The following is a 13955-nucleotide window of genomic DNA, read 5'->3' on the forward strand; positions in this document are numbered from 1 at the left end:
CGCAAATGTTGCGGAGGGGGCTGTCAGCCAGGATTGCTGCAGCTGTACCGGCCTCTTCGCGGGCAAGCCTCGCTCCTACAGGTTTTGTGTCGAATCACGATTCCGTTAGCGACACATGACCTGTAGGAGCGAGGCTTGCCCGCGAAGAGGCCAGATGCCCCAACACAGCCTCTCGTTCCACTCCCGCGTGGGAACGATCATTTCCCGACATCCACAACGCAAAACGCCAACCCGAAGGTTGGCGTTCTGTCAGTTCAAGCGAGGCTTAGCGCGGCACAACCGGCTTACGCGCAGGCTTTGGCCCTTTACCTTTGGCCGCATCCTTGCGCTCCTTGGCCGCCTGCTGGTTGCGGGCAAACGCCGCCGCCTTGGCCTGTTCACGCTTGTCCCACGGATTTCCGCCATCGCTGGCGCGCGGTGGCAGACCGGTGTGCTGGGTCAGGATCTTGGTGGTCTTCTCACCCGCCACTTTATGGCTGCCGACCGGCGTCGAGTTCTTGCGACGGGCACTCTGGTAGCTGTCGGTCGCCGGCTGGTGCAGCGGGATCAACTGGTTCTTGCCCGGCCCGATCAGGTCGGCGCGGCCCATGCGGGTCAGCGCTTCACGCAGCATCGGCCAGCCTTTCGGGTCGTGATAACGCAAGAATGCCTTGTGTAGACGACGCTGCTCTTCGCTCTTGACGATAGTCACGCCGTCGCTCTTGTAAGTGACCTTGCGCAGCGGGTTCTTGCCCGAGTGGTACATCGCGGTGGCCGTGGCCATCGGCGACGGGTAGAACGCCTGCACCTGGTCGGCACGGAAGCCGTTGCCCTTGAGCCAAAGGGCCAGGTTCATCATGTCTTCGTCGGTGGTGCCCGGGTGGGCGGCGATGAAGTACGGAATCAGGTACTGCTCTTTCCCGGCTTCCTTGGTGTACTTCTCGAACATGCGCTTGAACTTGTCATAGCTGCCGATGCCCGGTTTCATCATCTGGTTGAGCGGACCTTCCTCGGTGTGTTCCGGGGCGATCTTCAGGTAACCACCGACGTGGTGCGTCACCAGCTCCTTGACGTATTCCGGCGACTCGACCGCGAGGTCGTAACGCAGGCCGGACGCGATCAGGATCTTCTTCACACCCGGCAACGCACGGGCGCTGCGATACAGCTGGATCAGCGACGAGTGATCGGTGTTCAGATTCGGGCAGATGCCGGGGAACACGCACGACGGCTTGCGGCACGCGGATTCGATTTCCGGGGTCTTGCAGGCAATGCGGTACATGTTCGCGGTCGGGCCGCCGAGGTCGGAAATGACGCCGGTAAAGCCTGGCACCTTGTCGCGGATCTCTTCGATTTCGCGAATGATCGACTCTTCGGAACGGTTCTGGATGATCCGGCCTTCGTGCTCGGTGATCGAGCAGAACGTGCAGCCGCCGAAGCAGCCCCGCATGATGTTCACCGAGAAACGGATCATGTCGTAGGCCGGGATCTTTTCCTTGCCGTACGCCGGGTGCGGGACTCGTGCGTAAGGCATGCCGAACACGTAGTCCATTTCTTCGGTGGTCATCGGAATCGGCGGCGGGTTGAACCAGACGTCAACTTCGCCGTGCTTCTGTACCAGCGCACGTGCGTTGCCCGGGTTGGTTTCCAGGTGAAGCACGCGGTTGGCGTGAGCGTAAAGCACCGCATCGCCACGGACCTTTTCAACCGACGGCAGGCGAATCACGGTCTTGTCGCGGGTCATTTTCGGGCTGGCCAGAATCTGCACGACCTTGGCTTCGCTCGGGTCTTCAACCGGCCCCTTTTCCTGCTCGATGGCGCAGGCCTGGGTGTCCTGGGTGTTGACGTACGGGTTGATGATCTTGTCGACCTTGCCCGGACGGTCGATACGCGTGGAATCGACTTCGTACCAGTCTTTCGGCGTATCGCGACGGATAAACGCCGTGCCGCGCACATCGGTGATGTCTTCGATCTTGTGACCGTAGGACAGACGCTGGGCAACTTCGACGATCGCACGCTCGGCGTTGCCGTAGAGCAGGATGTCGGCGCAGGCGTCGATCAGGATCGAGTTGCGCACCCGGTCCTGCCAGTAATCGTAGTGGGCGATGCGGCGCAGGGAAGCTTCGATGCCACCGAGCACGATTGGCACGTCCTTGTAGGCTTCCTTGCAGCGCTGGCTGTAAACCAGGCTCGCGCGGTCCGGACGTTTGCCCGCCATGCCACCGGGGGTGTAGGCGTCGTCGGAACGGATTTTCTTGTCGGCGGTGTAGCGGTTGATCATCGAATCCATGTTGCCGGCCGCGACGCCGAAAAACAGGTTCGGCTCGCCGAGCTTCATGAAGTCGTCTTTGGACTGCCAGTTTGGCTGGGCAATGATCCCGACGCGAAAGCCTTGCGACTCCAGCAGCCGGCCGATGATTGCCATACCGAAAGACGGGTGATCGACGTACGCATCACCGGTGACAATGATGATGTCGCAGGAATCCCAGCCAAGCTGATCCATCTCCTCCCTGCTCATCGGCAGGAATGGCGCGGGCCCGAAACATTCGGCCCAATATTTTGGATAGTCAAATAACGGCTTGGCTGCTTGCATGTCGACGACCGGTGTTGAGATGGAAAATCGCGGGCGCGGAATATAGCACAAATTTTGACCAATTCCGACGACCGTGGTCGGTTTCTCTCCGATCCGGTGCCCATGGCACAAACCGAACCCACCACTTCGCATTTCAGGATTCAGACGCAAAACCGGCAATGACGCCCAATGCCATTCCGCCCTTCATTTGAAGGCGATGGCCAGAAAACTCTTCAAGGATGAAACACTATGTCACCAAGACCTCCCTCCAGAGGTACAGCCTCAGTCGATATCCACCTACGTCCCACACCGCCATCAAAAGAACTCACGTCGCAGCCCGACACACCGCGCCAAATCGACTCTGCCTCGCCAACCGCGATTCGTGCGCGCAATCCCATGGCGGCTGGCAGAACCCCGGCCGGAGCGGACCTTGACGCAATCACACCGGCACTCTCAGTCACGGTCAGCGAGCTGACGCTCGCCGCAGCCCCCGCATCCACGCCCGTACAACACTCGCTCGAGCATTACCGGATCACCGCTGCCGCCCGATTGCCAGATGCCGACGCCCAGGGTTTCAGGACATTCAAGGGGCGCCGATATGCCGATGTGTCTGGCGGCGGCATCGTGCTGATCGGGCAGGATCCGGAAACCGGACTGTACCGGGCCAGACTGCCCAGCGAGAGGACCCCTTCCGGACCCGTGCTTGTGCACGATCCTGAGAGCAAACTCTGGTATCCGCTGGATGACTTCACACCGACGACCTACTCGTTGAGCGACACCCGCCTGGAGACCTTCCGCACGACTCTGGACTTCACCGGCGTCGAGCCCGGCCTCGACGGTCTGTTTCGACGCGACGGCAAACTCTATGCAGTCATCCGCAACTGCGCCTTTCAGGTCCTGCATGATCTGGATGCATCCTCACCACAAACCAGCGTGATGCGCATCGTCCGGTCAGAGGATCCCGTCGCCCTGGACGACAACAATATTTATGTCGCAACGCGGCCGGGAAGGTCGGAACCTATTGTTTTCAACGCGCAGAACGGTTGGATCGGAACCCTTCTGGCTGGCGCAGGCGGAATGCGCCAGGGCGAGCGAGACCTGCCCTTCCACCGGCGAATGGGTGACCTGCTTGCCGCGGCAGCCAACCGGCTGAGCAACCCGCAATATCGCGCACGCAAACTGTTCCCTTCCTTCGGTGATGAACAGATTGCAGCCTTTATCCGGTCGCTGGGAGACGATGTCGCAGGCGGTTTGTCGCGTCGGGAAACCGAGTACACATCACTCAAGAGAGGGCTGCAGGATTGGACCCGGACAAACGATCATCCCTCCGCGTCCGGATCTGCGCAGGGCTGGGCAGAGCGCGTCGCTCTGGATATCAGGCGTTGCTGGCGCAGGGAGACGGGTGAAAAGCTGAAGCTGCCGTCCGGGAACGGAACGCTACCGGCACTGTCAGCGGATTTCAGTCATGTGCGAAACCTCGATATCAGCTCGATCACCTGGTCCGCGACGGCCGATACATTTCTTGCCAATTTCTCTGGCCTGGAAAGCTTGAAGATTACTGGTACCACACTGGGGAAATTTCCCGATGCCGTTGGTGGAATGAACCACCTGACGTCACTGAATCTGCGCGGCAACCAAATCGTCCTGGATGAACACGGCGCAGCCAGGCTGAGCGCGCTTAATCAACTTCAGAATATCGATCTGGCGCAAAACCCATTGGGCAGGACACCCGATTTCAGTGCGATGCCTCAATTAAGAACACTGGTTTTGCATACGACGGGGATCGAGCTGTGGCCGGGCCTGCAAAGCACCTCCCCTCTGCAAACCCTCGATTTGCGTTTCAACCGATTACGCGAAGTGCCTGCGCAATTCCTGACCTCACCGGCGGATCAATCCGAAACGAGCGTGCGGCCCCATCGCGTCACAATGCTGGACGGCAACGAGTTTCCACCGGGCTATCTGGATCAGCTTGATGTCGACTTGCGCTTACAGCGCCAGGAAATGCCCGCTTCCATCCCTGATTCGCACGTCCCGCCCCCGGCCCCGGAAATCCCGAGCGCGGAACGGTTCCTGCGCCTGTATCCGACGAAAAGCATTGAAGACGCCAATGGATTCATCAGTGGCCTAGGCGATGGGGCGCCGACCGAACTGCTCAGGCTGGAGCAGGAATTCGCGACGCTCAATGACCAACTGGACGCTTGGTCTTTTTCGGGAGGTGGTGCCCGCCAGCAATACGTTCGGGCAGATCAAATACAGATAAATGCGACGACTCGAGACGACCGATACACAGCCCGCAATCGCATCCTGCGCTGCTGGAGACAGGAAACACCGCAGATGCACTCAGCTGCTGACGGGAGCCCGATCGGCCTGGAACTTGACCTCAGCGGTTTGACCTTGCCGAGCCTGCCGGATCTTGATGCAGACTTCAGCCATGTCGGCTCGCTCAAGCTGGACAACATGAACCTGAGCACCTCTCCAGAAGGCTTCCTTACCCGATACCGCCATCTGCGCTGGCTGTCCATGTCGAACAATCGCCTCAGAGAGCTGCCCCCGGCTCTGGGAGAGATGCACGGCCTGACGCGTCTCGATCTATCCAGGAACCAGATTCTCCTGAGTTCGGAAACGGCCCGGACGCTGTCCGGGCGAGTGACACTCCGGCTTTTGTCACTGGCCAATAATCAGATCGGCATATCACCAGATTTCAGCCTGATAACCGATTTGCGTACGCTCGACATGTCCAATACAGGCATTGATAACTGGCCGCCAGGGGTAGGGGCACAACCGTTGCTGGACTACGTCCAACTGGGTAACAATCAAATCACAACGATCCCGGATTCTATTCTCGCGCCTCCTGACGAGCATCTGGTGCGGACTGCACGCATGACTGATGGAACGAATCTGCACAACAATCCATTGTCGGACGAGACCGTTGAGCGTGTAAGAGTTTATGGCTTTCGATTGGCTGAGGCCGGCCTGACCGAAATCGGCGTTCCGCAAGGCCTGGTCCTTTCGATCAGCGGTCAATTGTTCAATGCTCCGTCCAGACCACGGGTCGACGAGCCGTTTCAGGCCTGGGCCGCAGGTTTATCCCAGGACCAGCTTGCAGTCAGAAGAACGCAATGGCATATGCTGCGCGAGCAACATGGCGCGGATGGCCTCTTCTCGATGCTGGAGCGTCTCGATCGCCTGGAACCGCTTGGCGCCGGCCGGGCCGACCTTCAGCGAAGGGTTTGGGAGGTGATCGACAGCATCACCGAAAACAGCCCGGAATCCGAAAGCCTGCGCAACGAGCTTTTTGATCGTGCCGGTGAGCCCGCCTGCTGCGATCGAGCAGCGTTCTCCTTCGGTAATCTTGAAGTCAGGGTGATGATTTTCAGGGCCCGTAGTCAGGCCCTTGATCAGACACACGGCCTGCAGTTATCGAAACTGTCCAGAGGACTGATGCGACTGCATGAAGTGGACAAGATTGCATCGGCTGACATCCAGCGCAGCGAAGCCGTGATCAACGATCCCCAGGTTCCGGAAATAGAGAAGTACGCTCACCGCGATCGTCTGAAGGAAGAAGTGGAGATAAGACTCGCCTATCGCCACGGTCTCAAGGATCGATTGCAGTTGCCTGGGCAACCTGAGCGGGTCGTTTTCACCCACATGGGCAAGGTCACCCAGGCAATGCTGGATACAGCCTGTGAAAAAGTTCTGGCGCTGGATAATTCACCGGAAGAGTTTCAAGCGCTGGTGTCGAGGGATTTCTGGCAGGACTACGTGACCAACAAGTACCGCCCGCAATTCGAAGCGCAGAGCAGGCCTTATCAGGAACGGCTTGACGCTTTGCACGACAGTTTTGTCGCCGAAGAGATAACAAAGGCCGCTTACCAGGCGCAAACCAATGATTTGCAGGCACAGCTTGGGATTGAAGAGGCCACGTTGATTCAGTCGCTGACCCGCCAGGAACTGGCCGAACATCCGCTGGCCGGGCAAGCCCCGGACAGCAACCCGGATACCGATAAGTAACGGCCCGGGCTGATTGATCATGAAAGGACCAGGGGCTGCTGACTGACAACCCCGGCGAGCATTACTCGTCGTCGAAGTTGTAGCTGCCTGGCGCGAGGTTTTCGAAGCGAGTGTACTTGCCGATGAACGCCAGTCGCGACGTACCGATCGGGCCGTTCCGCTGCTTGCCAATGATGATCTCGGCGATGCCTTTGTGCTCGGTTTCCGGGTGGTACACCTCGTCCCGGTACACGAACATGATCACGTCAGCATCCTGCTCGATCGCTCCGGACTCCCGGAGGTCGGAGTTGATCGGGCGTTTGTTCGGTCTCTGCTCCAGGGAGCGGTTGAGCTGAGACAACGCCACCACAGGGCAGTTGAATTCCTTGGCCAGGGCTTTCAAGGAACGGGAGATCTCGGAAATCTCGTTGGTCCGGTTGTCGCCGCCCGAACCCGGGATCTGCATCAACTGCAGGTAGTCGATCATGATCAGGCCGACATCGCCGTGCTCACGCACCAGACGCCGGGTCCGCGCGCGCATTTCCGAAGGGCTGATGCCCGCCGTGTCGTCGATGAACAGCTTGCGATCGTTGAGCAGGTTGACCGCCGAGGTCAGGCGCGGCCAATCGTCGTCTTCCAGGCGACCGGCACGGACCTTGGTCTGGTCGATACGACCGAGGGACGACAACATACGCATGATCAGCGATTCGCCTGGCATCTCCAGCGAGTAAACCAGTACGCACTTGTCGCTGCGCAACACGGCGTTTTCCACCAGGTTCATCGCAAAGGTGGTTTTACCCATGGATGGACGGCCGGCGACGATGATCAGGTCGGACGGCTGCAGGCCGCTGGTCATCCCGTCGAGGTCGGTGTAGCCGGTGGACAGGCCAGTGATGGCGTTGTCGGTGTTGAACAAGGTGTCGATGCGGTCGATGGCCTTGGTCAGCAGGTCGTTCACGCTCACCGGGCCGCCGGTTTTGGGCCGGGCCTCGGCGATCTGAAAGATCTGCCGCTCGGCTTCGTCGAGGATCTCTTCAGCCGTGCGGCCTTCCGGGTTGAAAGCGCTGTCGGCAATCTCGGTGGCGATGCCGATAAGCTGCCGCAACGTCGCCCGCGCGCGGACGATCTGCGCATACGCCTTGATGTTGGCGACGGACGGCGTGTTTTTCGCCAACTCACCCAGGTAACCGAGGCCACCGACTTGCGACGTCTGACCTTCCTTGTCCAATTGCTCGGCAAGGGTCACGACGTCAATGGGGGAGTTCTGGTCGGCGAGCTTGGCGATCGCGCGGAAGATCAAGCGGTGGTCATGTCGATAGAAATCGCCGTCCGACACTTGATCCAGTACGCGTTCCCAGGCGTTGTTGTCCAGCATCAAACCACCGAGCACGGCCTGTTCGGCCTCGATGGAATGCGGAGGCACCTTCAGGGAAGCGGTTTGCAGATCGTATTGCTCGGGAGCGGAGATTTCGTTCATGGCCACTTGGTTTAATTAGGAAAAGCAGGGGGTTCAGAAAGACAAAGGGCACGACCTGTAAACAGGATCGTGCCCGATGTTAACCGTCTGACGGACAAGCCGCCAGTCGATCAAGTGCTGCTTAAGCTGCTACCACGACAACGCGTACGGTGGCTTCAACTTCGGCGTGCAGGTGCACGGCTACGTCGAATTCGCCTACGTTGCGGATGGTGCCGTTCGGCAGACGAACTTCGCTTTTTGCAACTTCAACGCCAGAGGCGGTCAGTGCATCAGCGATGTCGTGAGTACCGATCGAACCGAACAGCTTGCCTTCGTCACCAGCGGTGGCAGTGATAGTCACTTCCAGCTCAGCCAGTTGGGCGGCACGGCTTTCAGCCGAAGTCTTACGGTCTGCTGCGGCTTTTTCCAGCTCAGCGCGACGCTCTTCGAACGCAGCCAGGTTGGCAGCGGTCGCAGCGGTAGCTTTGCCGTAAGGCAGCAGGTAGTTACGACCGTAACCAGCCTTAACGTTTACTTTGTCACCCAGGTTGCCCAGGTTGGTGACTTTTTCCAGAAGGATCAGTTGCATGTGAAAATCCTCTTAACTTTTAACCTTCACCGTTCGCGCTATCGGCGTCTTTCGGCGCCGAACGACCGCGAAAATCAATCAGGCTGTCGACGATGGCCAAGACCACCAGCAACGGATAGATCAGCTGCATGAACAGCAACAGCGTGACGTACAACCCCACCAGCCAGAACCTGGCCAGTCGCTTTTGCGCCACCAGCCCGTGAATCAGGGCCAGCCCGGCGAACACCAGCGGTACGCTGCACAACGGCGTCAACATGGCCATCTGTGGACCGATGTTCGGTCCCAGAAGCATGAACGCCAGCAGCAACATCGCTGGTAAAAGCGGGAATCGGATGGCGCGAAACTCGCGACCAAAACCACCCGGGTTGTACAACAACGCCTGCCAGTAGCGCCCGACAATCAGGCTCAGCACACTGACGATTTGCAACAAGGCCGCAATCAGGCCGGTCAGGACCGGTGCAATCAGGGACGCAAAATGCGCTTGCTCGTCTACCGACAACTTCTGGTAGACATCACCGAGTAGCGACGGCATGACTTTTATCAAAGCCTGCGCCAGCATCTCGATTTGGGGAGCAAAAACTGTCCCCAGCACCACTGCAAACACCACTCCCATCGCTATGCTGACCAGCAGCACGCGGTTCCAGGACTCGCTTGCGCGCAAAACCAACGCAAGGCTCCAAGACCCCAGCAGCACCAGAAGTGCGCGTGGGTCATCGGAGTAAAACCACCAGATCAACGCTGGCAGCAGTCCCAGAGCAAGTACGCCAATGGCGTCCTTCAATCCGCGCCGCAGGAGCACAAAGCATCCAGCGGCAGCACCCAACCAATACAACAACGGCAATGCAGCGCATCCAGCCACTACCAGAGTGGCCTGCATACGGCCGCGCATGATGAACTCAGCTATGGCTCGCATGCATTCAATCCTTTGCTACGCGTCGACTGCCCGGTCTCAGCGGCCGTGGCTGTCGGTGTAGGCCAGCAGGGCCAGGAAGCGGGCGCGCTTGATAGCGGTGGCCAGCTGACGCTGATAACGTGCTTTGGTACCGGTGATACGGCTTGGAACGATTTTGCCGGTCTCGGATACATAAGCTTTCAGAGTGTTGAGATCTTTGTAATCGATCTCTTTCACGTCTTCAGCGGTGAAGCGGCAGAATTTACGACGACGGAAGAAACGTGCCATTTGATAGGCTCCTTAAAAGGTCCGTGGATTACTCGTCAGCGTTATCGCTGTTGTCGCTGTCATCACTATCAGCGCTTTCAGCGCCTTCGTGCTCAGGACGGTCGCGACGCTCACGGCGCTCACTGCGGTTTTCTTCAGCCTTGAGCATCTCGGATTGGCCGGTAACGGCTTCTTCGCGACGGATGACCAGGTTACGGATCACTGCATCGTTGTAGCGGAAGTTGTCTTCCAGCTCGGCCAGGGCCTTGCCAGTGCACTCAACGTTCAGCATCACGTAGTGAGCCTTGTGAACATTGTTGATTGCGTAGGCCAGTTGACGACGGCCCCAATCTTCCAGACGGTGGATTTTGCCGCCGTCTTCTTCGATCAGCTTGGTGTAACGCTCTACCATGCCGCCGACTTGCTCGCTTTGATCCGGGTGGACCAAAAAGATGATTTCGTAATGACGCATGAATGCTCCTTACGGGTTGTAGCCTGCCGCTAAAAAGCGGTCAGACAAGGAGTGAATGACACTTATGGACTTGCTTGCGATAGACACATGCGTGCCTGCCGTCACAGCAAGGGGCGCAATTGTAGAGAAGGGACAGGAGAGGTGCAAGGCAATTGGTGATTATTTGAACAACCACCGCATCATCCCTGTAGGAGCGAGGCTTGCCCGCGATCGGAGCTGCGCGATCTTTCAGGAATACCGCGTTATCGTTCTTCGCGGGCGAGCCTCGCTCCTACAGAAGCAAGGCTGCCGCGATGAGTCAGGACTTCTTGGCGGCCCCGGCGGCTTTTACGCTGCGCTGGCGCTGCGCCTCGAACAGGCACACTCCAGTCGCCACGGAAACGTTGAGACTGCTGACGCTGCCGGTCATCGGCAGGTGTACCAGGTAGTCGCAAAGATCGCGGGTCAGGCGACGCATGCCGCTGCCTTCGGCGCCCATGATCAGGATGGTCGGGCCGGTCATGTCTTGCTGATACAGACTCTGCTCGGCCTCGCCCGCCGTACCGACAACCCACAAACCGCGCTGCTTGAGTTTTTCCAGGGTGCGCGCCAGGTTGGTCACGGCGACCAACGGAATCACTTCCGCTGCACCGCAGGCAACTTTACGCACTGTCGGGGTCAAGGTCGCAGACTTGTCCTTCGGCACGATCACCGCCAGCGCGCCGGCCGCATCGGCCGAACGCAGGCAAGCGCCGAGGTTGTGCGGATCGGTCACGCCGTCGAGCACCAGCAGCAACGGTGCACCTTCGGAGCGATCCAGCAACTCGTCGAGCATCGCCTCGCCCCAGACCTGGCTCGGACTCACGTCCGCGACCACGCCCTGGTGCACACCGTCCACCCAGGCATCGAGTTCACGACGCTCGGCGTTGCCGACGGGCACGCGATTTTCATTCGCCAGCGCGATCAGCGCCTGTACACGCGGCTCACTGCGGCCTTCAGCCAGCCAGATCTGCTTGACGCGTTTCGGGTGGTGACGCAGCAACGCTTCTACCGCGTGCACGCCGTAGATCTTTTCCAACTGACTCATGACTTGGCCTTAGGTTTACGTGCCCCGCCGCTTTTGGCTGGAGCCGAACCCGCTTTCGGCGGGCCTTTACGGTGTTTGCTTGGCTTGCTGCCGGGGGCCTTGTCAGGCGCCGACCGTCCGGTCTTTCCCCCAGACGCCGCTTTACCGCCGCTTTTCGCTTCAGACAGCAACGCCTGCTTCAATTCACGGCTTTTACGCAGTTCGGCATTTTTCGCCGCAGCATCGCTTGGGCGATAGGCTTCGACAGCCTTTTCCTTGGCAGGACGACGACCGGTTTTCGCCGGTGCCGGCTCTGCAGCGGTTTTAGCAGCCGTCTTGGCGGCTGGTTCAGCCTTTTCAGTCCCGCGCTTCTTGCGTCCGATCGGCGCACTGATGGTTTTTTCCGCCATCTCGAAGTCGATCTTGCGTTCGTCGAGGTCAACGCGCATCACGCGCACTTCAACGGTGTCGCCAAGGCGGAAGCTGCGACCGGTACGCTCACCGGCGAGGCGGTGGTGCACAGGATCGAAGTGGTAGTAATCGCCCGGCAGCGCGGTGACGTGCACCAGGCCTTCGACGTAGATGTCAGTCAGCTCGACAAACAGGCCGAAACCAGTCACGGCGGTAATCACACCCGGGAACGATTCGCCCACGCGGTCTTTCATGAACTCGCACTTGAGCCAGTTCACCACGTCGCGGGTCGCTTCGTCGGCACGGCGCTCGCTCATCGAGCATTGCTCGCCGAGCTGTTCCAGCGCCGCTTCGTCGTACGGATAGATGCGCGCTTTCGGAATGGTCATCGCGCCGGCACGGCGAACGTGCGGCGTGTCCTGCTTGGAATGGATGACGCTGCGGATCGCCCGGTGCGTGAGCAAGTCCGGGTAGCGGCGGATCGGCGAGGTGAAGTGGGTATAGGCTTCGTAATTCAGGCCGAAGTGGCCCTGGTTATCGGCGCTGTACACCGCCTGGCTCAACGAGCGCAGCATAACGGTCTGGATCAGATGGAAATCCGGACGGTCCTTGATGCTGGCCAGCAAGGCCTGGTAATCCTTCGGCGACGGGCCGTCCTTGCCTTTGTGCAGGGACAGACCGAGCTCGCCGAGGAAGGCGCGCAGTTTTTCCAGACGCTCCGGCGGCGGGCCGTTGTGAACCCGATACAGCGCAGGAATTTCGTGCTTTTTCAGGAATTCAGCCGTGGCCACGTTGGCCGCCAGCATGCATTCTTCGATCAGCTTGTGTGCATCGTTGCGAACGGTCGGACGGATCTCGGCAATCTTGCGCTCGGTGCCGAAGATGATCCGGGTTTCCTGCGTTTCGAAATCGATCGCGCCACGTACGTGACGAGCGCCCAGCAGAACCTTGTACAGCGCGTAGAGCTGCTTCAGGTGCGGCAGAACATCGTTGTACTCGCCGCGAAGCTGACGCGCCTCGGTGAGTTTCGGCGTCTCCAGCATCGAGCTGACCTTGTTGTAGGTCAGGCGCGCATGGGAATGAATCACCGCTTCGTAGAAGCAGTAATCAGTCATCTCGCCGGTTTTCGAGATAGTCATCTCGCAGACCATGGCCAGGCGATCGACGTGCGGGTTCAGCGAGCACAGCCCGTTGGACAGCTGCTCCGGCAGCATCGGCACTACGCGCTCCGGGAAGTAAACGGAGTTGCCGCGAACCTGGGACTCGTTGTCCAGGGCCGAACCGATTTTCACGTAGCTGGAGACGTCGGCGATCGCCACGTACAACTTCCAGCCGCCGGAGAACAGGCGCAGCTTGCCCGGTTTGGCTTCACAGTAAACGGCGTCATCGAAATCGCGCGCGTCTTCACCGTCAATGGTCACGAACGGCAGGTGACGCAGGTCGATGCGCTTCTCTTTGTCTTTCTCTTCGACTTCAGGCTTGAGCTTGGCGGCTTCTTTCAAGACCGCTTCAGGCCAGACGTGCGGGATATCGTACGCGCGGAGGGCGACATCGATTTCCATGCCTGGCGCCATGTAGTTGCCCACGACTTCGACCACGTCGCCTTGCGGCTGGAAGCGTGGCGTTGGCCAGTGAGTGATCTTCACTTCGACGAACTGACCGACCTTGGCATTGGCGTTGCGACCCGGGGTGACCAGCACTTCCTGCTGGATCTTCGGGTTGTCCGCGACCACGAAGCCGATACCGCCCTCTTCGAAGTAGCGGCCGACGATAGTCTCGTGGGCACGGGAGACCACTTCGACGATCATGCCTTCGCGGCGACCACGACGGTCCAGGCCGGAAACACGGGCCAAGGCACGGTCGCCATCGAACACCAGACGCATTTGCGCCGGGCTCATGAACAGGTCGTCGCTGCCGTCATCCGGGACCAGGAAGCCGAAGCCGTCACGGTGACCGCTGATGCGGCCCAGGATCAGGTCAAGCTTATCCACCGGCGCATACGTGCCGCGACGGGTATAGATGAGTTGAGCATCGCGCTCCATGGCGCGCAGACGGCGGCGCAGGGCTTCGATCTGGTCTTCTGTGGTCAGACCAAACTCTTCCACCAGCTGCTCGCGGTTAGCAGGCGAACCCCGATCAGCAAGATGCTGAAGGATCAGTTCGCGGCTAGGGATAGGGTTATCATATTTTTCCGCTTCACGAGCGGCCTCGGGATCGAGGGACTGCCAATCGGCCATTAGAGAGTTTTCACCTTGTCTATATGCGGGTTAGTTTGGCATAGGCGT

General features: G+C 59.4%; 9 protein-coding genes. 1 reads left to right on the forward strand and 8 read right to left on the reverse strand.

The window, feature by feature from the left end; all coding sequences use genetic code 11:
* Positions 1 to 265 precede the first annotated feature (265 nt).
* The gene (locus tag ACYZT6_RS23350) at positions 266 to 2569 is read right to left on the reverse strand and encodes a YgiQ family radical SAM protein (RefSeq protein ID WP_462028807.1); all 2304 of its coding nucleotides are present in this window, start codon (positions 2567 to 2569) and stop codon (positions 266 to 268) included.
* Positions 2570 to 2797: 228 nt separating this feature from the next.
* Here ACYZT6_RS23350 and ACYZT6_RS23355 point away from each other — a divergent pair, with 228 nt between their 5' ends.
* Entirely contained in the window at positions 2798 to 6559 is a 3762-nt protein-coding gene (locus tag ACYZT6_RS23355) for an NEL-type E3 ubiquitin ligase domain-containing protein (RefSeq protein WP_462028808.1), read from the forward strand.
* A 61-nt stretch (positions 6560 to 6620) separates the two neighbouring features.
* Here ACYZT6_RS23355 and dnaB read toward each other — a convergent pair whose 3' ends face one another.
* The 7 genes from dnaB to rnr form a co-directional block, all read right to left on the reverse strand.
* Positions 6621 to 8015, reverse strand: a complete 1395-nt coding sequence (dnaB, locus tag ACYZT6_RS23360; RefSeq protein ID WP_462028809.1) for a replicative DNA helicase — start codon at positions 8013 to 8015, stop codon at positions 6621 to 6623.
* A gap of 121 nt (positions 8016 to 8136) precedes the next feature.
* Complete coding sequence (rplI, locus tag ACYZT6_RS23365; RefSeq protein ID WP_003197251.1) at positions 8137 to 8583, reverse strand: 50S ribosomal protein L9; 447 nt, start codon at positions 8581 to 8583, stop codon at positions 8137 to 8139.
* A 19-nt stretch (positions 8584 to 8602) separates the two neighbouring features.
* Positions 8603 to 9496, reverse strand: coding sequence for a YybS family protein (locus ACYZT6_RS23370; RefSeq protein WP_131058821.1), 894 nt, complete (start codon positions 9494 to 9496; stop codon positions 8603 to 8605).
* Between the two features lie 36 nt (positions 9497 to 9532).
* Positions 9533 to 9763: a 30S ribosomal protein S18 gene (rpsR, locus tag ACYZT6_RS23375; protein WP_002551829.1), complete on the reverse strand. Its 231-nt coding sequence runs from the start codon at positions 9761 to 9763 to the stop codon at positions 9533 to 9535.
* 28 nt (positions 9764 to 9791) lie between these two features.
* A complete protein-coding gene (rpsF, locus tag ACYZT6_RS23380; RefSeq protein ID WP_003217491.1) occupies positions 9792 to 10214 on the reverse strand; it encodes a 30S ribosomal protein S6 in 423 nt (140 codons plus the stop codon).
* Between the two features lie 298 nt (positions 10215 to 10512).
* Entirely contained in the window at positions 10513 to 11280 is a 768-nt protein-coding gene (gene rlmB / locus ACYZT6_RS23385; RefSeq protein ID WP_462028810.1) for a 23S rRNA (guanosine(2251)-2'-O)-methyltransferase RlmB, read from the reverse strand.
* Positions 11277 to 13907 carry a ribonuclease R gene (rnr, locus tag ACYZT6_RS23390; RefSeq protein ID WP_462028811.1) on the reverse strand — a complete coding sequence of 877 codons (2631 nt, stop codon included), beginning with the start codon at positions 13905 to 13907 and terminating at the stop codon, positions 11277 to 11279. Before rnr ends, rlmB begins: the two co-directional genes overlap by 4 nt.
* Between the last annotated feature and the right edge of the window lie 48 nt (positions 13908 to 13955).

Source organism: Pseudomonas sp. RT6P73 (genome assembly GCF_054897715.1).